Annotated in this window: 18 protein-coding genes, 2 tRNA genes and 1 pseudogene; 12 read left to right on the top strand and 9 right to left on the bottom strand. The window is 74.4% G+C overall.

The features are described from left to right. Window positions 1–13: 13 nt before the first annotated feature. A complete protein-coding gene (locus E5082_RS26110; RefSeq protein ID WP_135793696.1) occupies window positions 14–421 on the bottom strand; it encodes a hypothetical protein in 408 nt (135 codons plus the stop codon). A 265-nt stretch (window positions 422–686) separates the two neighbouring features. Between E5082_RS26110 and E5082_RS26105 the strand changes: the two genes are divergently transcribed. After that, a complete protein-coding gene (locus E5082_RS26105) occupies window positions 687–2,078 on the top strand; it encodes an NsdA family TPR-like regulatory protein (RefSeq protein ID WP_135793695.1) in 1,392 nt (463 codons plus the stop codon). A gap of 97 nt (window positions 2,079–2,175) precedes the next feature. Here the strand turns inward: E5082_RS26105 and E5082_RS26100 are convergent, their stop codons facing one another. Next, window positions 2,176–2,772, bottom strand: a complete 597-nt coding sequence (locus E5082_RS26100; protein WP_135793694.1) for a histidine phosphatase family protein — start codon at window positions 2,770–2,772, stop codon at window positions 2,176–2,178. Between the two features lie 216 nt (window positions 2,773–2,988). On the opposite strand from E5082_RS26100, the gene E5082_RS26095 reads away from it, so the two are divergent. The 7 genes from E5082_RS26095 (at window position 2,989) to E5082_RS26065 (ending at window position 9,215) form a co-directional block, all read left to right on the top strand. Next, complete coding sequence (locus E5082_RS26095; RefSeq protein ID WP_135793693.1) at window positions 2,989–3,942, top strand: phosphatase PAP2 family protein; 954 nt, start codon at window positions 2,989–2,991, stop codon at window positions 3,940–3,942. Next, window positions 3,839–5,032 (top strand): hypothetical protein, encoded by a 1,194-nt coding sequence (locus tag E5082_RS26090; protein WP_373310100.1) that lies wholly within the window; start codon window positions 3,839–3,841, stop codon window positions 5,030–5,032. Before E5082_RS26095 ends, E5082_RS26090 begins: the two co-directional genes overlap by 104 nt. Further along, window positions 5,023–6,621, top strand: coding sequence for a hypothetical protein (locus tag E5082_RS26085; protein WP_135793692.1), 1,599 nt, complete (start codon window positions 5,023–5,025; stop codon window positions 6,619–6,621). The genes E5082_RS26090 and E5082_RS26085 overlap by 10 nt, the downstream gene beginning before the upstream one ends. Further along, window positions 6,618–7,955 carry an AAA domain-containing protein gene (locus tag E5082_RS26080; RefSeq protein ID WP_135793691.1) on the top strand — a complete coding sequence of 446 codons (1,338 nt, stop codon included), beginning with the start codon at window positions 6,618–6,620 and terminating at the stop codon, window positions 7,953–7,955. Before E5082_RS26085 ends, E5082_RS26080 begins: the two co-directional genes overlap by 4 nt. Before the next feature lie 126 nt (window positions 7,956–8,081). Continuing rightward, window positions 8,082–8,453, top strand: a complete 372-nt coding sequence (locus E5082_RS26075; RefSeq protein WP_086692790.1) for a hypothetical protein — start codon at window positions 8,082–8,084, stop codon at window positions 8,451–8,453. 122 nt (window positions 8,454–8,575) lie between these two features. Next, window positions 8,576–9,151 (top strand): bifunctional DNA primase/polymerase, encoded by a 576-nt coding sequence (locus E5082_RS26070; protein WP_135793690.1) that lies wholly within the window; start codon window positions 8,576–8,578, stop codon window positions 9,149–9,151. Continuing rightward, a tRNA-Lys gene (locus E5082_RS26065) sits at window positions 9,142–9,215 on the top strand. The genes E5082_RS26070 and E5082_RS26065 overlap by 10 nt, the downstream gene beginning before the upstream one ends. Window positions 9,216–9,264: 49 nt before the next feature. Here the strand turns inward: E5082_RS26065 and E5082_RS26060 are convergent. Then, entirely contained in the window at window positions 9,265–10,479 is a 1,215-nt protein-coding gene (locus tag E5082_RS26060; RefSeq protein WP_167514146.1) for a M6 family metalloprotease domain-containing protein, read from the bottom strand. 379 nt (window positions 10,480–10,858) lie between these two features. On the opposite strand from E5082_RS26060, the gene E5082_RS26055 reads away from it, so the two are divergent. Then, complete coding sequence (locus E5082_RS26055) at window positions 10,859–12,847, top strand: putative bifunctional diguanylate cyclase/phosphodiesterase (protein WP_229918968.1); 1,989 nt, start codon at window positions 10,859–10,861, stop codon at window positions 12,845–12,847. A 10-nt stretch (window positions 12,848–12,857) separates the two neighbouring features. Here E5082_RS26055 and E5082_RS26050 read toward each other — a convergent pair whose 3' ends face one another. Beyond that, complete coding sequence (locus tag E5082_RS26050; protein WP_135793688.1) at window positions 12,858–13,946, bottom strand: LLM class flavin-dependent oxidoreductase; 1,089 nt, start codon at window positions 13,944–13,946, stop codon at window positions 12,858–12,860. 108 nt (window positions 13,947–14,054) lie between these two features. After that, a complete protein-coding gene (locus E5082_RS26045; RefSeq protein ID WP_135793687.1) occupies window positions 14,055–14,786 on the bottom strand; it encodes an aspartate racemase/maleate isomerase family protein in 732 nt (243 codons plus the stop codon). Window positions 14,787–15,016: 230 nt separating this feature from the next. Here E5082_RS26045 and E5082_RS26040 point away from each other — a divergent pair, with 230 nt between their 5' ends. From E5082_RS26040 to E5082_RS26030, 3 genes are all read left to right on the top strand, one after another. Beyond that, on the top strand, window positions 15,017–15,964 hold the full coding sequence (locus E5082_RS26040) for a D-2-hydroxyacid dehydrogenase (RefSeq protein WP_135793686.1): 948 nt from the start codon (window positions 15,017–15,019) through the stop codon (window positions 15,962–15,964). A 211-nt stretch (window positions 15,965–16,175) separates the two neighbouring features. Beyond that, on the top strand, window positions 16,176–16,934 hold the full coding sequence (locus tag E5082_RS26035) for an IclR family transcriptional regulator domain-containing protein (RefSeq protein WP_167514141.1): 759 nt from the start codon (window positions 16,176–16,178) through the stop codon (window positions 16,932–16,934). A gap of 75 nt (window positions 16,935–17,009) precedes the next feature. After that, window positions 17,010–17,083: transfer RNA gene (locus E5082_RS26030), tRNA-Lys, on the top strand. A 48-nt stretch (window positions 17,084–17,131) separates the two neighbouring features. Here the strand turns inward: E5082_RS26030 and E5082_RS26025 are convergent. From E5082_RS26025 to E5082_RS26010, 4 genes and pseudogenes are all read right to left on the bottom strand, one after another. Beyond that, the gene (locus tag E5082_RS26025; protein WP_135793684.1) at window positions 17,132–17,569 is read right to left on the bottom strand and encodes a DUF3592 domain-containing protein; all 438 of its coding nucleotides are present in this window, start codon (window positions 17,567–17,569) and stop codon (window positions 17,132–17,134) included. A gap of 88 nt (window positions 17,570–17,657) precedes the next feature. Then, window positions 17,658–18,273 (bottom strand): annotated as a pseudogene (locus tag E5082_RS26020) (lytic polysaccharide monooxygenase auxiliary activity family 9 protein). Between the two features lie 133 nt (window positions 18,274–18,406). Then, a complete protein-coding gene (locus tag E5082_RS26015; protein WP_135793683.1) occupies window positions 18,407–19,525 on the bottom strand; it encodes an SPFH domain-containing protein in 1,119 nt (372 codons plus the stop codon). Between the two features lie 85 nt (window positions 19,526–19,610). Continuing rightward, window positions 19,611–20,903 (bottom strand): peptidoglycan-binding protein, encoded by a 1,293-nt coding sequence (locus E5082_RS26010; protein WP_135793682.1) that lies wholly within the window; start codon window positions 20,901–20,903, stop codon window positions 19,611–19,613. Between the last annotated feature and the right edge of the window lie 44 nt (window positions 20,904–20,947).

Raw genomic sequence — 20,947 nt, 5'->3', positions numbered from 1 at the left:
CGCACGGCGCCGGTCAGCGGCAGCTGTCGGCGGCCTCGATCAGCCGGGCCGCCTCGCCGAGCGCCCGGCGCAGGGTGGCCGGGTCGGTGGCGAGGTCGGCCTCGCCGGGCGGCAGCAGCCAGTCGGAACCCTGCACGGGCGGCTCCGGGTTCAGCCGGAGGCCGCGCCCGGAGGTGCGGACACAGGTGCTGCCCGGCACGTCCCAGTGGCCGGCCGTGCCGGGCGGGACGAGGAAGCCGAGGGTGTCGCGGCCGTCGTCGTGCAGCACCGGGCCGACGCCCTCGGCGGCCTCCCGGCGCAGGATGTCCACGGCCTCCAGGCCTTGGCGGGTCGGCACCGTGACCAGGTCGCACGCCGCGTCGCCGGGCGGCCGCGACCACGACGGCACCAGACACGGATCGTTGTTCGGACGGGTCTCCATGCCGGCCTCCAGCACGCTGCCTGTTGCGGTCCGTCAGGTACAACGCGGGACGGCGTCAAGGGCTACGGCACAAGTGCGCCGCAAAGGATGGCAGTTCATGGCAGATCGTGGATGAGATATCCGTTTTGTAGCCAAACACTGCGTGTCGGCCCGGACACAGCCTGTACGTTCTTGCCCCGCCGGACCCACGGTGTCACACGGGTGACCACACCCGTGGAGGCTGCCGTTCCGGCATGGTTCGACGGTTCGCACGAGAGGACCGGCCATGGCGTCGTCAACCGATACCCCGGCGCAGCCCGACCGGCCGCCCCGCCCCAACACCGCCTTCCGGCAGATGCGCGGCCGCCGTTCCCCCGCCGAGTTCGCCGCCCTGGTGCGGCGCGCGGCGCGGGAGATCGGCGAGCGGGTGAGCTGCGACGCGCGCTACGTCGGGAGAGTCGAGGCGGGTGAGATCCGCTGTCCCAACTACGCGTACGAGCGGGTGTTCCTGCACATGTTCCCCGGCCGCACCCTCGCCGACCTCGGCTTCGCGCCCCGCTCGGCCGTGCGGGGGCGCGGCGCGCGCCCGGCCGCGCCACCGGGCGCCGCCCCGGCCGCCGCGTACGAGCATCCTTACGACCCCCTGAACCACGAGGAGAGCGACGTGCTGCGTCGCGCATTCATGACCGGTACGGGTGCCACGGTGGCGGCCGCCGCCACGCTGGGCCCGCTGGGCATCGCCACGGACGCCTCGGCCGCCGCGCGGCGGCCGGGCACCTCGGAGGCGGCCGCCGTCGAGGAGGCCGTCCGGCGCATCCGGCTGCTGGACGACAAGCACGGCGCGGACGGCCTGTACCGGCGCGCGGCGGAGCCCCTGCGCGCCGCGTACGCCCTGCTGGACGCGGGCGCCACCCGACAGACCACCGCCGAGCGGCTGCACTCGGGCGCCGGTGAACTCGCCATCTCGGTGGGCTGGCTGGCCCATGACTCGGGCCGCTTCGACGACGCCCGCTCGCACTACGCGGAGGCGCTGGCCACCGCCCGGATGACCGGGGACGCGGGTCTGGAGGCGCACGCCTTCTGCAACACCGCCTTCCTCGCGCGGGACGCCGGGCGCCCCCGTGAGGCGGTCCGCGCCGCGCAGGCCGCCCAGCGGGCCGCCCGCCCGCTGGGCTCGCCCCGGCTGATGTCGCTGCTGGCGCTGCGCGAGGCGGGCGGCTGGGCGGGGCTCGCCGACCGCACCGGCTGCGAACAGGCACTCGTACGGGCGCAGGCGCTGTTCGGGCGCGGTACGTGCGAGGCCGACCCGGAGTGGATGAGCTTCTACGGCGAGGCCGAGCTGGCCGGTCTGGAGGCGCAGTGCTGGTCGACGCTGGGCGACTGGGGCCGGGCGACCCGGCACGCCCGCCGGGCGGCCCGCCTCCAGGACCCGCACTTCTCCCGCAACATCGCCCTGTACACCGCCGAACTCGCCGACGACCTGGCCCGCGACGGCCACCCCGACGAAGCGGCCACCGCCGGGCTGCGGGTGCTGGACCTGCTCGCCCAGGTCCAGTCCTCCCGTATCCAGACCATGCTGGCGGGCACCGCGCGGGTGCTGCTGCCCCACCGTCGCGCCACCGGAGTGGCGGACTTCCTGGACCGTCACGCGTCGTTGCCGCGGCCCCGGCGGGGATAGAAAGCGCGAGCCTCCCCAGGGGGGTGTTTCCCCCAGGGCCTGTCTGACGATTCCCGTCTGCCGCGCTCCGGGTGACGACGCGAATGGTCGGACAGGCCTAGCCGACGAGATGCCCGGTGTCGTTCCAGCTCTCGATCGCCGGCTCGCCGTAGGCCCAGCCGAGGGTGGACAGGGAGGTGGGGTTGAGGCGCAGGCGGGCGGCGAAGTCGATGGGGAGGCCGAGCCAGCGGGCGCCGATGGAGCGCAGGATGTGGCCGTGGGCGAAGATCAGGACGTCGCGGTCGGCGGAGCGGGCCCACTGGACGACCTCGTCCGCGCGGGCGGTGACCTCCGCGAGCGTCTCGCCCTCGGGGACCCCGTCGCGCCAGATCAGCCAGCCGGGCCGGACGTCCTGGATCTCGGCCGGGGTCATGCCCTCGTAGGCGCCGTAGTCCCACTCCATGAGCGTGTCCCACACCTCGGCGCGGTCCTCGAACCCGGCCAGCTCGCAGGTCTCGTGCGCGCGGACCAGCGGGCTGGTGCGCACCTCCACGTCCGCGAATCCGGCCGGCGGCGTGTGCCGCAGCCGCTCGCCGAGCAGCTTGGCCCCGCGCCGGCCCTCCTCGAGGAGCGGCACGTCGGTCCTGCCCGTGTGCTTGCCGGACAGCGACCAGGCCGTCTGTCCGTGCCGGGCCAGCAGGATGCGCGGTGCCATGGGGAACCTTTCCGGAAGAGGGACGCCGAGTGGACGCCGGGGAAACCCGTTCGCCGGGTCCTTCCATGATGGCGCACCGCTCCCCCGGGCAACCCGGCGGGCGATACGGGCGTCTTCGAGAGCCGGAACGCCCGCGCGGACGGGCGGACCGACACCGTAAAGTGTCACGGCGCCCGCGGGGGGTGCCAGGCCAGCGCGAAGGGGGAGGGCGATCGGATGCCGCAGACCGAGGCAGCGGACACCGGGGCGGTGCCGGCCACCGGGCCGCGCTGGTGGACCGAGCTGCCGCTGATCCTGCTGGTCTACGGCTGCTACACCGCCGGACGGCTCCTCGCGCGCGGGGACGTCTCCACGGCCGTGGACCACGGTCTGGCCATCCTCGGCATCGAGAAGGCGCTGTACCTGAACGCCGAGCACCCGCTGAACCGTCTCTTCACGGCGGAGCCCTGGCTCGGGATACCGGCCGACTTCTGGTACGCCTCCCTGCACTACGTCGTCACGCCCGCGGTACTGGTGTGGCTTTTCCGTGCCCGCGCCGAGCACTACCGGGCGGCCCGCACCTGGCTGATGACGTCCACGTTCATAGGACTCATCGGCTTCACCCTGCTGCCCACCTGCCCGCCCCGGCTGCTCTCCCCCGGCCACGGTTTCGTGGACACCATGGCGCACTACAGCTCGTACGGCTGGTGGGGCGGCGAGGCGAGTGCCCCGCGCGGCATGGGCGGGATGACCAACCAGTACGCGGCGATGCCGAGCCTGCACGTCGGCTGGGCGCTGTTCTGCGGGGTGGTGCTGTGGAAGTACGGGCGCTCCCGCTGGACCAGGGTCGCCGCGGTCGGCTATCCGCTGCTGACCGCGATCGTGGTCATGGGCACCGCCAACCACTACTTCCTGGACGCGGTCGCGGGCGCGGTCGTGATGGGCGCGGGCCTGCTCCTGGCCCCGTACGTGACGCGGACCGCGACGGCCGCGCGGCTGCGGCTGACCGCCTGGGCGGCCCCGCTCACGGCGGCCGGAAACGCCGGTCCCGCTCCGATTGTCAGTGACGGATGCCAGACTTCCGCGGGTGAGCGAATTCCACGGCAGCGCGAGTCGCGGCTCGACCCCGCGGCCGGAACCGACGCCTCCCCCAGCGACGCGGGGGACGGCGCTGCGGCACCGGCTCGCTGAGCTGCGCGGTCCCGACGTACCGGCCAAGGCGCTGGACGCGCGCGCCCTCGCGGCGCTCGCGGCCAACCCCGGCTGCCGCAGACGCGCGATCCTGGACGGCGCGGGGGTGGACAAGGCCGCGCTCGCGGGCGCGCTGGGCGCACCCTCGGACTACGGGCAGTCCCAGTTCGCGCTGATCCGGGGCAACACCTTCGAGGCCCGCGTGAAGGCGGACGGCGGCGCCGAGCTGCTGCGGCTCACCCACACCCTGCTGGACCCGGCCGCCGAACCGCCCGCCGGGGCGGCGGTGCCGGACCTGAGCGCGCCGGGCCCCGAGGGCCGCACCGCGCGCACGGCGCTGGCGCTGCGCGAGGCGGTCACGGCGGGCGGCTGGACGCTGCTGGACCACCCGATGCTCGCCCTGGACGTGGCGGGTTCGCCCGCCTTCCTGGAGCCGGACGCGGTGGTGGTACACCCCGACGGCGGCTGGACGGTCGTGGAGATCAAGTCGTTCCCGATGCTGGACGGCTCGGCCGACCCGGCGAAGGTGGGCGCGGCCGCCCGGCAGGCGGCGGTGTACGTGCTGGCGCTGGAGGCGGTCGCGGCCCGGCTGAGCCCGCCGCCCGCCGTACGGCACGAGGTGCTGCTGGTGTGCCCGAAGGACTTCTCCAACCTGGCCACCGCCCGCGCGGTGGACGTACGCGCCCAGCGGGCGGTCACCGCGCGGCAGCTCGCCCGGCTGACCCGCGTGGAGACCATCGCCGAGGAGCTGCCCGAGGGCACCTGCTTCGACCCGGAGCGCCCCGCCGGTGAGCTGACGGCCGCCGTCGACGCGGTACCGGCGACCTACGCGCCCGAGTGCCTGTCCTCCTGCGAGCTGGCCTTCCACTGCCGGGAGCGGTCCCGCGCGGCGGACGCGGTGACCCGGCTGGGCCGTCCGCTCCGCGCCGAGCTGGGCTCTCTGGGCACGGTCCAGGAGGTGCTTTCGGCGGCACGCGGCGAGAGCGGCGACCCCGCCGACCCGGTGGTGGCCGCGCTGCGCCGGGCCGCCGCCCTGCGCGCCGAGGCGCTCGCCGAGGCGGCGGACCGGGAGGCCGTGCCGTGTCCCTGATCGCCACCCTGGCCCGCCTGGAGGCGGTCGCCACCGGCCGCGCCCAGCCTGCCGCGACCGTACGGCACCGTCATCTGTCCGACCGTCCGTTGGTGTTCGTCCCGCTGACCACCGCCGGTGAGACGGGCGCCCCGCTGGGCGCGCTGGTCGGCACCGACCGGGACGCGCCCCGGCTGCTGGTCGTGCCGCAGCCCCGCGACCGCGACCAGCGCTTCGCGTTCCTCGCCGAGCTGGCCGACATCGTGCTGCCGCACCTCGACTCCTGCGCGGAGGCGGTGGAGACGGCCGAGCGCACCGACACCGACCCGGAGACCGGCAAGCGCGTCAAGGTCGAGGTGGACCTCTGTGTGGACGCGCCCCAGATCGTGGTGCCGAGCCGCGCGGGTCTGGACCTCGTCCGGCTGCTGGGCCGCTCCATGCGGTTCCGGCGTACGGCCGAGCAGGAGCCTGAGACGCCGTATCCGGCGCCGCCGCGCGTGCCGTTGCTGGGCCGCTGGCTCACGCACTACGGCGAGCGGTCCCGCGTGCCGGGCTCCTCGCTGCTGCTGGCGCTGACCGACGTGCTGTCCCGGCACTGGGCCACGGGTCAGTCCATGGTGGAGGACCAGCATCTGGGCGCCCTGCTGGCCTGGATCGACCCGCCCGAGGGTGAGTCCGGGGCCGAGGCGGCCGCGCGGGCGGAGCGGGCGCGGGACGCGGCGGGCCAGTTGCTGTGTCCCCCGGCGGGCCCGGCCACCGACCCGGCGTTCGACAACAAGCTGCTGGCCCCGGCCATCGAGCGGTACGACCGGGTGCGCACCGCGCTGGCCACCGCCGAGGACGCCCCGAGGGCCGAGGACCTGCTCACCGCCCTCACCGCCGCCGAGCGGGAGATCCGCGACCTGGTCGAGAGCCGTACCCGGCCGACCTGGGACGCGGTCTGGCGCGGGCTCGACCTGCTGCGGACGCTCCCCGAGGGCGGGCATGTCGAGGAGCGGTGGACCCGGGACCGCTGGTCGTTCACCGCGCACCGGGACCGGATCACCGCGGGCGAACCCCCGCAGCCGCGCCGGGACGACGCGGTGACCGCCGCCAACAAGCTGGCCGGGCGCGAGCGCGAGCAGGCCCGGCTGGAGGCGCAGGAGGCGCTGGACGACCCGCTGGTGATGGCGGCCCGGCGGCTGGCCGGGGAGGCGTTCGCGGGGGAGGTGACCGAGGTGGTCATGGCGTACAGCGAGGGCAGGCGGCCGAGCCCGCGCCCGCTGGTGACCGTGCGCACCGAGGACCGTCCGCACCTGGGCGAGCGCGCCAAGGTGTACCGCTCGCTGAACGGCAGGGCGCAGACGGCGGAGTTCGCCGGGTACGAGGGCGCGCCGGAGGACGGCGTGCTGGTGCTGCGGATCATGGACAAGATGGGCCGGGGCAAGGAGCCGGAGGCCGGTTCGGTGCCGGAGAAGGGCGACGCGGTGTGCTTCACCCTCTTCGAGCACGAGCAGCGGGGCGGCGCCAAGCTGCCCGACCCGGAGCAGACCCCGTGGACGCACGGCGGGCCGCCCGGTGAGCCCGTGCCGGAGATCCCGGACGCGGTGACCGAGGAGGACGTGCTGTGACGACCGTGGACTTCGACCCCGGAGCCGCCGCCACCCGCGCCACGGACGCGATCCTCGCCGACACCCTGCACGGCACGGAGCGCGGTGTGGTGGTCGACTCCCCGCCCGGCGCCGGCAAGTCGACACTGGTGGTCCGGGCCGCGCTGGAGCTGGCCGGGGCGGGCCGCCCGCTGATGGTGGTGGCGCAGACCAACGCCCAGGTGGACGACCTGGTGCTGCGCCTCGCCGAGAAGGACCCCGACCTGCCGGTGGGCCGCCTGCACAGCAGCGACACCGACGCCTACGACAAGGCGCTGGACGCGCTGCCGGGCGTCCGTACGTCCGCCAGGGCGGGCGATCTGGGCGGGCTCCCGGTGGTGCTCTCCACGGCCGCCAAGTGGGCGCACGTCAAGGTGGACGAGCCGTGGCGGCACGCGATCGTGGACGAGGCGTACCAGATGCGCTCGGACTCGCTGCTGGCCGTGGCCGGGCTGTTCGAGCGGGCGCTGTTCGTGGGCGACCCCGGCCAGCTGGACCCGTTCTCCACGGTGGGCGGCGACCAGTGGGCGGGCCTGTCCTACGACCCCTCCGCCTCGGCGGTGACCACGCTGCTGGCGCACAACCCCGGCCTCCCGCAGCACCGGCTCCCGGTGTCCTGGCGGCTGCCGGCGTCGGCGGCGCCGCTGGTGTCGGCCGCGTTCTATCCGTACACGCCGTTCCGCAGCGGGACCGGGCACGGGGAGCGGCGGCTCGCCTTCGCGGTGCCGTCGGACGGTTCGGGGCCGGACCGGGTGATCGACGAGGCGGCGGAGTCCGGCTGGGGACTGCTGGAGCTGCCGGCCCGGCACACCCCGCGCACCGACCCGGAGGCGGTGCGGGCGGTGGCCGCGGTGGTGCGGCGGCTGCTGGACCGAGGGGGCGCGGCCTTCTCCGAGCGCGCGGAGACACCGGCGCCGCTGACCGCCGACCGGGTCGCCGTGGGCACCGCCCACCGGGACCAGGCGGCCGCGGTCCGCGCGGCCCTGGCCGAGCTGGGCGTGGTGGGCGTCACGGTGGACACCGCGAACCGGCTCCAGGGCCGGGAGTACGACGTCACGGTGGTCCTGCACCCGCTCTCCGGCCGCCCGGACGCCACCGCCTTCCACCTGGAGACCGGCCGGCTCTGCGTCCTCGCCTCCCGCCACCGTCACGCCTGCATCGTGGTCTGCCGCGCGGGCGTGAGCTGCCTGCTGGACGAGTACCCGTCCACGGAACCGGTCCAGCTCGGGACCCTGGTGAAGTTCCCGGACGGGTGGGAGGCGAATCACGCCGTTCTCGCCCACCTGGCCGAACACCGGGTGCCGTACCAGCCGTGAAACGGCGGTCTGACCGTGGGTGCGGGTCTGGCCCCGGGGCGGTCTTGCGTGGGCGCGGGACAATGGACGGTGGTCCGGCTGCAGGCGGGACCGAGTGCAGCGAACGTACGAGGAGGAGATGAGGACATGGCGGAGCCCTCGCCGCGTCGGAACGAACCGCGGCTACGCCCCGCGCCCCTGCTCTTCGAGCCCGCGGAGGCGGCCGCCGATCCGGAGCATTTCTTCGACCTGGAGTCGATCGACGACCCGCGCGCCCTGCTGACGCGGGCCACCGACCTGACCCAGGCGTTCCGCGCGGCTGCCGACCGGGCCATGGAGTTCCAGGCCGTCGCGGCGGCCCAGCTCGCCGATCCCCGCCGGTTCGACCGGCTCACGGCGGCGGACATCGCCGAGCGGGCGGAGTGGACCGAGGACTATGCCAGAAAGATGGTGGAGTTCGGCCGGGACCTGATGCGGGGCGCCGACCCCGAGGGCCGACGCGCGGTCGACCCGCACTAGGGGGCCGCCGCCCGCGCACGTGGCATATGCCAGGTGGGCAAGATACCCCCTCCCGCCCCCCGGTGTCCCCATTTTCCGCAACCCAGGGAAACGGCCCGCTCACGGCCGGTACACCTGTGTGCATGACCAGCGCACCGGACGTCACCGCAGCCACCGCCGAGGGAGCCGCCTGGCTCGCCTCCGCCGGCACGTATCCGCGCAGCACGCTCGCCTTCTGGGAGGAGCGGCCCGGTGCCCCCGTCGTGCTGCCCTGCGGCACGGTCTTCGACGTGGTGAGCGCGCCCTCGGTGTTCGGGCGCCGGATGCTGGACCGGTTATGGGGGGCGGATGGTCCGGGCTGCGGCCCGGTCGCGGTGCACCGGGGCCGGACCCTGCTGTTCGCGGCGCCGGGCACGGCCCACCGGCTGCCCTCCCTGCTGGCCTGGGAGGAGTGGGGCCCGCGCACCCACGCCGTACCGCCGCTGCTCTGTCACGGCACCGGCGACGCGGTGACCGTCCCGGCGCTGGAGGGAGACGCCGGCCCCGCTTCGGCGGGGTCCCGCTGGCTGGTCGCACCGGACACCCGGCATCCCTGGCTTCCCGGCCCGGAGGTGGTGCTCTGGGCGGCGGTGCGCGCGGCCCGTGCGGCGGCCCGGGTATCGATTTTTCCTCCCGCCGACCAGGATGCTAATGTCTACGACGTCAGCAGGCGCCGCTAGCTCAGTTGGTTAGAGCAGCTGACTCTTAATCAGCGGGTCCGGGGTTCGAGTCCCTGGCGGCGCACAGACAACGAAGGCCCTCGCGTGAGCGGGGGCCTTTCGCGTACCCCGGCTCAGGCGCCCTCCCCCGGTGTGATCCGTACCGTCCAGGCCCCGGCCGGGGTGCGCTCCTCGACCTCCACCTTCACCCCGTCCCCCGGCACGGTGAAGCTCTCCCCCAGCGACACCGGCGCGTCGGCCAGTGGCGGATAGACGGAGTTCTCCCAGCACGCCTCGGTGTGCGGGTGGGCGTCCACCACGTCGACCGGGCCGTCCCCGGACTCGACGCCGGCGTGCACCCGGTAGACGAGGATGCCCTGCTTGCACGCCGTACGGTCGTTACCCGCCGGTCCGCGCGCCTCGAAGGCGAGGGCGGTGTCCGCGCCGGTGCGCACCACGGCGAGCTTGGTGCCGTTGCCGAGCCCGAAGGCCGGGGTGCCGGACGTGCCCCGCACCGGGACACCGGGCCCGGCGGCGAGCGGCTCCAGTGTGAGCCGGGTCGGGCCCGTACCCCGGACGCAGGCCACCTGGCGGGGGCCCAGCCAGCCCAGCTTCCACTTGTGCCAGCCGGAGAGGTCCGGGGCCGCCCCGAACTGGCTGCCCATCAGGTCCCAGTCGCCGACGTGAGTGTCCCAGTCGTCCTTGGAGTCGGTCGGGCGGTGATAGAGGTCGGGAAGGTCGAAGACGTGCCCGGTCTCGTGGGCGAGCACCAGCCGGTCGGGCGGGTGCTGCTCGAAGACCGTGACGACCCGGCGTACGTCGGTGCCGTCGAGCCGGACGGGCGAGTCCAGGTTGACGACCTTGGTGGCGTCGGAGTCGACGCCGGGCGCGTCCGGGTCGGCCACCAGGTAGACCACGTCGTAGCGGGAGAAGTCCAGTGCCTTGTCGGCCACGGCGAACGCGTCCCGCAGATAGGCGGAGCGGTCCGCGGGCACCCAGTCACGCTGTATGCGGTACGCGGTGGACGGGCGCGGCATCTTCAGCCAGCGGTCCATCGGGTGCGGGCGCAGGGTGAAGCGGCCGTAGGAGGACTGCCCGAAGTAGCGGCTGGTGGCCGGAAAGTGGTCGGCGGTCAGCTCGTCGGGGGTGGTGCGCGGGGCGGCGTCCGGGAAGGACAGGAAGACCAGGGCCGCGTCGAGCGTGCCCCGTGGGCGCGGGTAGGCGGAGTTCCAGGTGTCCACGCCCTCGGAGTGGTGGGCGTCGGTGCGGTGCAGCGCGCAGGGCTCGGGCGAGAAGGGTTCGGCCACCGAGGGGCCGGTGAGGATCGAGGTCGCGGCGAGCGCCGACATCGTGGTGGCCACGGCGGCGGCGCTGCGCAGCTTGGGCACGTCTGGGACCTCCGGTCGCGGTTCGGGACACCACCACCCAGACTGTGTGCTTATGTTGCGCTATGCCCTGTTTACCTGAACCGGAAGGGTGAGTACGCCCGTTTGCGCCTCCGGCGGCCACCCCGGCGGCCACCCGGCGACCGACACCCCGAACCACTCACGGAACGTCACAAGTGGTCGTGGACCTCAAGAACCCGTCCAGGTCCGGGCAGAAACGATCTGTCAGGAGGGCGGGTCGGTCGTGGAGACTGAAGACCGGCTGGAAGGGGCCGGGACCAGCCTCTATGATCGGCACACTTTCCGGCACGGACAGGGATCGAGTGCACTGCGGGAGCGAGCGGTGAGCGGAACGTCCGAAGGGCCGACGCCCGCGGCAGACCTCGACCGGTCAGCCGTGACCGACGGTGACCACATGACCTACCACCGGGTCTTCACCACGGCCCCGCTCCCCATGGCCGTGGTGACCCCCGACGGGCTGGTCGCGCACGCCAACACCGCGCTGGGAGCGCTGCTGGGCACGACCGCCGAGGCACTGGCCGGCCGCCCGGCCGCCGATCTGGTGGACCTCGCCCCCGACCCGGGCACCCGGCACACCTACCGCGAGGTGCTCGCCGGCCGCCAGGACCGGCTCCGCTGCACCCGGCGCCTGAAACAGCCGGACGGGGACCCCGTCTGGGTGCGGATCACCGTCACCCCGCTGACCGAGGGCACGCCGGGCGCCCTGCTGTCCGTCTCCGACATCAGCGCTCGCCGTGAACTCCAGGCACGGCTGCGGCACTTGCGGATGCACGACCCGGTGACCCGGCTGCCCAACCGCACCCTGTTCTTCGAGCGGCTGTCGGCCGCGCTGGAGGCGGAGCCGGAGGACGGCGCCGGAACCGGGCGGATCGGCCTGTGCTGTCTCGACCTGGACGGGTTCAAGGCGGTCAACGACACCCTGGGACACCGCGTCGGTGACCGGCTGCTGGAGGCCGTGGCCAAGCGGCTGACCCATGTGGCCGAGGAGACGGGGGGCGCGCGGGCCGGTGCCCCGCTGGTGGCCCGCCTCGGCGGTGACGAGTTCGCGCTGCTCGTGGAGGACTCCACCGGCACCGAGCAGCTCTCCGACCTCGCCGCCTCGGCGCTGCGGGCGCTGGAGGAGCCGTTCGACCTCGCCGGGCGGCGGCTGTCGCTGACCGCGTCCATCGGGGTGGTCGAGCGGCACACCGCCGGGACGACGGCGACCGGTCTGATGCAGGCCGCCGACACCACGCTGTACTGGGCGAAGGCCGACGGCAAGGCCCGCTGGACCCTGTTCGACCCCGAGCGCAACGCGCACCGCGTCACCCGGCAGGCCCTCTCCTCCACGCTCCGCCCGGCCATCGAGCGCGGGGAGTTCGCGCTGGAGTACCAGCCGCTGGTCGGCATGGAGGACGGGCGGCTGAGCGGGGTGGAGGCGCTGGTGCGCTGGCACCACCCGCAGTTCGGGACGCTGACGCCGAATCGGTTCATCCAGCTGGCCGAGGAGGACGGCTCGATCGTGCAGCTCGGCCGCTGGGCGCTGGTCACCGCCTGCCGCCAGGCCCGGCAGTGGCAGCTCGCCCATCCGGACGAGCCGCCCATCTTCGTCAGCGTGAACGTGGCCGTGCGCCAGGTCTGGGACTCCGACCTGGTCGCGGACGTGGCGAGCACGCTCACCGAGACCGGGCTCGCCCCGCACCTGCTCCAGCTGGAGCTGACCGAGTCGGCCGTGATGGGCTCCGGGGGCCGCCCGATCCAGGCGCTCCAGGCCCTCAGCGACATGGGCGTGCGCATCGCCATCGACGACTTCGGCACCGGCTACTCGAACCTGGCCTACCTCAGCAGGCTCCCGGTCTCGGTGCTGAAGCTGGACGGGTCCTTCGTACGCGGCTTCCAGTACGAGGGCGGCGACCCCGGCCCGGCCGGGGCGGGGGACACCGCCAATCCGGCGGACGAGGTGATCGTGGAGGCGATGATCCAGCTCGCCCACCGGCTCGGGCTGACCGTCACCGCCGAGTGCGTGGAGACCTCCGCGCAGGCCACCCGGCTGCGCCGGATCGGCTGCGACACCGGGCAGGGCTGGCTCTACTCCCGCCCGGTGCCGCCGGAGCGCATCACGGAGCTGCTGGGGGGTGTCTTGTCGATCAGGCCGGGTCAGGGAGCGGCGTCCGGTGCCGTGCATCGCAAGGCGGAGGAGGGAGCCGATGCGGAGCGGTGGGGGTCCCCCCTGCTCGAGCGAAGCCGAGAGCTCGGGGGAGACCGACGACAACGCCGCGAGGCGCGGTGCCAGGCGCCGCGAGCCCGGCCTGACCGACAAGACACCCCCTAGGGGTGCGGAGCTACGCGGCGGGCAGGCCGTAGGCGTCGGCGATCAGCTCGTAGGAGCGCAGCCGCAGCTCGCCGCGGTGGGCGTGGCTGGTGAGCATCAGCTCGTCGGCGCCGGTGCGCTTCTGCAGGTCGTCCAGGCCCGCGCGGACCTCGTCGGCGGTGCCGTGCACGATGTTGCGGGTGAAGGAGGCCGCGAACTCCTCCTCCATCGGGCTGAATTCGTGCCGGGCCGCGTCCTCGGGGTCGGGGAAGAGACCGGGACGGCCCATGCGCAGCCGCAGCATGTTCAGCGCGGTCGCGCGGACCTGGCGGGCGGCCTCGGCCTCGTCGTCGGTGGCGAGCGCGGAGACACCGATGAGGGCGTAGGGCTCGGACAGCACCTCTGAGGGGCGGAACGTCTCCCGGTACAGGTCGAGCGCCGGGATGGTGTTCTGCGCGGAGAAGTGGTGCGCGAAGGCGAAGGGCAGGCCCAGCATTCCGGCCAGTTGGGCGCTGAAGCCGGAGGAGCCGAGCAACCAGATCACCGGCCGGTGCGCCGACTGCACGCCGCCGGGGGTGCTGCCCTGCACCGGGCCGGGGATGGCGTGGATACGGGCATAGGGGTGGCCGTCGGGGAAGTCGTCGTCGAGGAACCTGGTCAGCTCGGCGAGCTGCTGCGGGAAGTCGTCGGCGCCCTCGTTCAGGGTGTCGGAGCGGCGCAGCGCGGCCGCCGTCGCCCCGTCCGTGCCCGGCGCCCGGCCGAGGCCCAGGTCGATCCGGCCCGGTGCCATGGCCTCCAGGGTGCCGAACTGCTCGGCGATGACCAGCGGGGCGTGGTTGGGCAGCATGACGCCGCCCGAGCCGAGCCGGATGCGGTCGGTGTGGGCGGCGAGGTTCGCCAGGATCACGGCGGGCGAGGAGGAGGCGACGCCCGGCATCGAGTGGTGCTCGGCGACCCAGTACCGGCTGAAGCTCCGCGCCTCGGCGAAGCGGGCCAGCTCCACGCTGGTGCGCAGCGCATCGCTCGCGGTGCTCCCGGCTCCCACGGTGACCAGGTCGAGTACGGAGAGGGGGACGGGGGCGGTGCCGTGCACGGCACCCCGGATCTCGTCTGCCGGCACGGTGGATGCCTCCTGTTTACGGCGTGCTCTGTCCTGCCGTGCCGCAACAGGAGGCAGTCCCCGCTTATTCCCCGGCCGGGCCGGAGGGGGCCTGGTCGGAGCCGGTCGTCAGAGCTGGACGACGGGCTCGCGGGTGAAGAGGGCGCCGAGGGTGTCGGTGTGCAGCCGGCGGTCGGCCAGCCGCAGCCCCTCCCACACCGAGACCTGGGACGCCGTGAGCACCGGCTTGCCGAGCGCGGCCTCCAGCGCGGACAGGTGGGCGGCGGTGCGCAGCGAGGTGTCGGGCAGCAGCACCGCCTCGGCGTCCGGGGTGTCTGCGGCCCGTGCCAGGGCCAGCAGTTCCGCCTCCTCGCCCTCGGCGGCGCGCTCGGCGGTGAGGGCGTCGACCTCGTCGGCGCCGGTCACCTCCAGGCCGCCGTCGGCCAGGAACGCCCGGAACAGCGCGGCCGTCTTCGGCGGGTGGGCGTGGGCGACGGCGACCTTGCGGACACCGAGGGCCTGGGCGGCGTGCACGAAGCCCAGCGAGGTGGAGGAGGCGGGGAGTCCGGCCTGCCGGGCCAGTTCCGTCGCCTCGGTGTGCGCGCCCTTCCAGCCGTGCGCGAAGCCGCCCGCCGGGCTCGTCCACACCACGGCCTCGGCACCGGTCAGCCGCAGCCCCTCCATGGCCGCCGTGAGCCGTCCGGCGAAGTCCGCGCCGTGCAGCGGTTCCACCGCGTGGGCGTCCTCGCCGGTGCCGGTGTGCACCAGGTCCAGCCGGACCGCGCCGGCGAGCAGTTGCTCGACGCGCGGGTAGTCGTCCTCGCCCCGATGGCCCGGGCAGAGGAATCCGATCGCTGTCATGTCGCCCCTTCTGTCTTCGTCCACGGTCTGTTCAGGGATCTCCCCTGCGTCTTCCCCCGCTTCCCGCGAGGGCGCCCCGTGTGGCCCGCACGGCGGTACGGGCACCCCCGCTCCCGGTTCGGGTACCCAGCGCGGGCCGGATAGCCCCCCTCGGGGCGCGGCCCGTTGACGGCGCCGGGCCCCCGTGCCAGCGTGGGGCGACCGCGCGGGAGACGGGAGGTGGCAGGCCGATGACCCTCCCCACTTTGCTGGTGCTGGGCGCCGATCCGCCGCCCAGGCTCGGCCGGCTCACCGGGCGGGCCCGCGTGCTGCACACCGACGACGAGGGTCTGGCCGCGCTGCTGCCGGAGGCGGACGTCCTGCTGGTGTGGGACTTCCGGTCGCGGGCGGTGCGCGACGTCTGGCCCGGCGAGGGGCCGCGCCCGGCCTGGGTGCACACCGCGAGCGCGGGCGTGGACCATCTGCTCTGCCCCGAACTGGCCGCCTGCGACACGGTGGTGACCAACGCGCGCGGCATCTTCGACCAGCCGATGGCCGAGTACGTGGCCGCCCTCGTGCTCGCGGCCGCCAAGGATCTCCCGCGCACGCTGGAGCTCCAGCGGGACCGCGTCTGGCGGCACCGCGAGACGCGCCGGGTGGCGGGCACCCGCGCCTGTGTGGTCGGCTCCGGGCCGATCGGCCGGGCCATCGCCGACACCCTGAAGGCGCTCGGAGTCACGCCCGCGCTGGTGGGCCGGGTGCCGCGCACCGGTGTGCACGGACCGGCCGACCTGGACCGGCTGATCGCCCGCGCGGACTGGGTGATCGCGGCCGCCCCGCTCACCGACCGGACGCGCGGCATGTTCGACGCGCACCGCTTCGGGGTGATGCAGCCCTCGGCCGTCTTCGTCAACGTCGGCCGGGGCGAGCTGGTGGACGAGGCCGCCCTCGCCGAGGCGCTGCGCAGACGCTGGATCGCGGGCGCCGCACTGGACGTCTTCAGCACCGAACCCCTGCCCGCCGACAGCCCGTTGTGGGACCTGCCCGGCCTGCTCGTCTCCCCGCACATGAGCGGCGACACGGTCGGCTGGCGGGACGAACTCGGCGCCCAGTTCGTGGACCTGTTCGAGCGCTGGGCGGCCGGAAGAGCGCTGGTCAACGTGGTGGACAAGAAGCGCGGTTACGTACCGGGCCACTGAACCCCCCGGCCAGGGGCGGCCAGCGGCGGCGGGTCGCCATCACGCGGGCGCTCGCCATGCGGACGCGAGAATTCCGCAGCGCGGTGCGGTAGCCGAGCGGGCGCGGAGGCGGCTGTCAACTCCTCCTCCGCGCACGCCCGTTGCCCGGTACCGTGGAAGCGATCCGCCGATCGGATCGCGCGGCCCAGGAAGCGAGCGCGGAGGGAAGACCGTGGCGCTGATGCACGAGCCGACCGCCCCCTACCACTCGGCGCAGGACGCCCTGCGCGTGCTGGAGTCCGTGGCCCGGCACCCCGCCGGGGCCGCCGCGGCCGGGCTGGCCCGCGAGGCCGGTCTTGATCCCGGCCGGCTGACCGCCCTGCTGCGCATGCTGCGCCGTGAGGGGTACGTCGAGCAGACCGCCGACGGCGCCTGGATCACCGGCGACACCCTGCGCCGCCTCACCTCCGCCCACGGCCACGACGGCGCCCTGCGCGAGAAGCTCCAGCACACCCTCGACCGGCTGCGCGACTCGGTCGGCGCGGCGGTCTACATCAGCCGGTACGAGGACGGTGAGGTACGGGTCACCCAGTACGCGGCCGGCCCGAGCGCCCCCGCGGTCAACGAGTGGGTCGACTTCCGCTCCTCCGCGCACGCCACGGCCGTCGGCAAGAGCCTGCTGGCCCAGCTCGGCCACGACGCCCGGCGCGACCACCTGTCCCGGCACCGGATGGCCCGGCTGACCTCGCGGACGATCACCAGCGACACGCTGCTGCTGTCCCGGCTGGAGTCCCAGCCGCCCACGGTCCCGGTGCTGGACCTCCAGGAGTACGCGGTCGGCACGGTCTGCGCGGCCGTCCCGATCACGGCCGGGGCGTCCGTCGGCTGCCTGGCCGTATCACTGCCGGTGGAGCACGCGCACCGGCTGCGCCGGGCGGCGGACGCCCTCAACCGGCACGCGGCCCCGGTCCTGCTCTCGCTGGCGCTGTAGGTGGTCCGGAGCACCCTCGGGGACCGGGTAGTATTTTCTCTGTCGCCAGCCGCGAAAGCGGAAGGCGGGAGTCATGCGCCGCTAGCTCAGTTGGTTAGAGCAGCTGACTCTTAATCAGCGGGTCCGGGGTTCGAGTCCCTGGCGGCGCACATCTGCCGAGGGCGGACCGGGAAACCGGTCCGCCCTCGCTTCTTTTGTCAGACCACCGAGCGGGCGGTGACGGCGAAGAGCAGGCAGCCCAGGATGATCACCGCCAGGAAGGCGAGCAGCACGGCGGTGCCGAGGATCAGCCGCCCTCGGGCCGGCTGGAGCGCGGTGGCCCACTGCGGGCGCTCCGCCAGGTAGCGCACCACCAGGTGGTCGCCCGCCACCACGGTCGAGTCGCCCCCGGCCTCGTCGAACCGGAACCTCTCGCCCTCGCGGGTGGTGAACTCGTACACATGGTGGAGCGTGCTGCTCACGGCGGTGTCGTTACCGCCGCTGGTCTTCGTGTAGGTGTTGAGGCAGCGCGCCACGGCGGTCAGGCCGTGGGCCCACATCCGGCTGGTGCGCAGGGCGCGGCGGATCACCTGGACCGCGCCGAAGACACACCCGGCCGTGATCACTCCGGGCACGAGGTAGAGCAGTGCGTCCATCAGGCCCCCCTGGGTCGGCACGCCGCTCCGGTGGACCGGCGTGCCGTGAACGTACCCATGCGGCGGGGCCGTCGGCCTCAAGCGAAGCTCAGAATGTGACGTCCGAGCAGGCGTAGAAGGCGTTCCCGGTGTCGGCCACGTTCCACACCGCGAGGATCACGTGGTGGCCGGTGAGCCCCCCGGGGCAGGGTGCCGCTGTGGCTGAGCGTGGACGGCGGGCGCTGGCCGTTGTACGGCACCGAGAGGAACGGGGTCAGGTTGAGGTCGGACCGGGCCAGGGCGTGGTTCTGGTTCCAGCCCTGCTTGGTGACGTAGTAGGTGAAGTCGCTGGTGGCGTGCATGGCGGTGAACTGCCAGCGGAAGGTGTACGACTGGCCGCCGGTGACCCGGGTGGTGGGCCAGGCGCCGCCGCCGGGGGTGTTCGGGGCGTTGAGCTGGCCGAAGCGGCTGTTGCCGCCGCTGCAGAGCTGGCCGTCGCCGGGGCCCGCGCCGGGGAAGCCCTTGGGACCCTCGACGCTCTGCGGCTCCCACTGGATGTCGCCGCAGTTCGCCACGGAGCCGTTCTGGCAGAGCTTCTGCCGGCTGACGGGGAGGTCGGTGTAGCCGTGGCCGCTGGCGCCGCCGGTGGAGAGTACGAAGGCGCCGGCGGTGGCCATGCCGAGCACGGCCGCGGACAACGCTGACAACCTGGTCCTGGTACGCATGCTGCCGCTCCTGGGGAACGTCGTGGGGGAAGGTTCACTGAGCCGGGCTGTGCGATGACGGTGCGATAGGTCCAGACCAAGTACCAGATTATTGCCGGTAGTTGAACGTGTCCATACCATTCGGCGGCTTGCGTCAGGCCGGTTCCCGGCGGGCCGAGCAGAAGGCCACCGTGAGGTCCCGGACCAGCGCCTTGCGCTCGTAGTCGTCCAGCTCGACCAGCCCGCGCGTGGTGAGCCGGGTGACCGTGTCCTCGACCGAGTCCACCACCGAGCTGAGCATGGTGGCCCGCTGCTGGGCGTCCAGCGCGGCGATCCGGCGCCGCTGCATGGCGGCAGCGACGTCGGGCGCGTACTCCACCCGGACCGGCTGCACGGAGAACACCTCCACCCCGACCGGCGCCACGTCGGCCGCGACCAGCCGGGTCAGCGCGTCCCCGGCCGCGTCCGCCCCGCTGCGCGCCCCGCCGGGCAGCTCCACCGGGACTCGCGCGAGGGCCGACTCCACGCATTCGCGCAGGTAGGTCTCGTGCTCCTCGATGCCGAGCAGCGCCCGCGCGGTGTCCCGCACGCGCCATACGACCAGCACCACCACCCGCAGCGCCACCCCGCCCGCGTCGGCCGCGGGCACCGCGCCGCTGCGCCAGTGCCGCAGCCGCACATCGGCCCGGCGCCGCCGCAGCAGCGGGTTGATCCACAGCAGCCCGGTGCGCCGTACGGTTCCCCGGTAGCGGCCGAACAGCCCCAGCACCCAGGCCCGCCCGGTGCGCCCCCGCGCCAGACCACCGAACCCGAACAGCCCCAGCGCCCCCGTGCCCGCGTACGCCGCCCACTGCGCGGCGCCGAGTCCGGCGCCGGGGTGCAGGCCGAGGACCTCCCCGGGCAGCAGCCCCGCCGACCAGGTGGTCGCCAGGCAGCCGGTGACCCCTACGAGCCCGGCCAGCACTCCGACGGCGCCGGGCAGCACCCGCGCCGGACGCTCCTGGAGCTCCGGATCGGGACGCAGTTCGGGGCGTCTGCGCACCGGCGCGGGGCGGACGGGCCGGGGCTGTTCGCCGGTGCCCTGGCGGCGGTTCACCACGGCGGGGCGCCGTGCCGCGGGGGCCCCTTCGTCGCGGAAGAGCAGATGGACGGGGATCTCGGTGGTCGCCTCGGTGTGGATCAGCCGGGGCGGCCGGACGGCCGTCCCCGCGCCGCCCGGCAGGCTCTCCGGGTGTTTCTCGGACTCGTACGTGTGGGATGTGGTCGTGCTCATGGGTGCCTCCAGCCTCCGCGCCGGGTGCGTCATGACAGGGGATGCCGGGCCGCGCGGACGCGGGGCCCGGAGGTGACCGGGCGCCTCAGCCGAACAGGCGGCGCCAGGTCTCGGGGCCCGGACAGCCGTCCGCCGCTCCGCCGCGCCAGCCCTGGGCGCGCTGGAAGGCTTCGACGGCACGCCGGTCCGACTCGCTCCAGCGGGGTCCGGGGGCGGTGGCGTAGAACCGGCCGAATCCCTTCTTCACCAGTTGCCGCCCCAGTCGGGTGACGTGGGCGTTTTCCGCGCCCGCCCTGAAGTACTGCTTGCCGGGGAAGGCCGGGACACCGCCGGGGCCGGCCGAGCCGGCGGCGATGTCCTTGCCCGCGCCGGTGACCAGCAGCTCCCAGGTGCGCGGGCCGGGCAGCCCGTCGGCGGCGGAGCCGGTCCAGCCCTGGGCCCTCTGGAACGCCTGGGTGGCGCGCCGGTCGGCCTCGCCCCAGACCGGGCCCGGCCCCGTCGAGTAGTACGGGCCGGCGCCCCGGGCGACCAGCATCTCGCCGAGCTGGGTGACGTACTTGTTGTTCGCTCCGGGACCGAAGTACCGGGTGCCGGGGAAGGGCACCGCGGTGGCCGCCGGCTCGGCGCCCGCCGCGCCCGCGGTCACGCCCTTGTAGCGGTAGGGGACGTACTTGGTGGTGTTGTTCCAGTAGGGGTAGGGCGTGCTCTGGCGGCGGGTGTGCGGGGGCGTCTGCTCGTACGCCGTGTAGGCGGTGCGGGTGTAGTCGGTCCAGCCGCCGAAGATCACGACGTGGGAGCCTCCCTGAGGGTCGGCGGTGTTGTGGAAGAGCAGGATGTCGCCGGGCTGGAGTTCCTCCTTGGTGATCTTCACCCCGAGCTTGGCCAGGCTGCCCGTCCATTCGTTGGAGAGCAGCCCCCAGGCCATGGAGACATAACCCGAGCAGTCCTGGCGGTAACCGTCCGACCAGAACTTGGTCATGCTGTACGGCACCTGCGCGGTGACCCACAGCTTGACCCGGTTGATGATCGCCGTCCGGGTGGTGGCGGGGGTCCTGTCCTGCGGCCGGGCGGGCGAGCCGGCCGGGCCGTGCAGCGGTGCGGTGCCGCCCTGGGGAGTGGCGGCATCACCGTCCGCCGCCGGGGCGCCGGGGCGGTGCGGGGCCGCGTGCGGGGGCGGCGCCTGGGCGAGCGCTCCGGCCGCGGGGGCGGCGCCGAGGACGGCGGACGCGGCGGCGGCCACGACCACCGCGCCGCGGGCGGCCGGGCGGCCTCCGGTACGGGCGGGTGCCGGGCGGGGGGCGAGCCGCCGCCACCGGGCACAGCCCAGGCAGTCGCAGTCGCTCACCGGATCGAATTCCTCGAACACCGGAGCCGTCATGCGATCTGCCTCACATTCGGGGTGGATATGTCCGCGTGTGTGCA

The sequence above is a fragment of the Streptomyces griseoluteus genome, from assembly GCF_004784465.1.
GTDB classification, from domain to species: domain Bacteria; phylum Actinomycetota; class Actinomycetes; order Streptomycetales; family Streptomycetaceae; genus Streptomyces; species Streptomyces griseoluteus.
The sequence above is the reverse complement of the archived record's forward strand: the minus strand, read 5'-3'. Positions and strand labels throughout refer to the sequence as shown.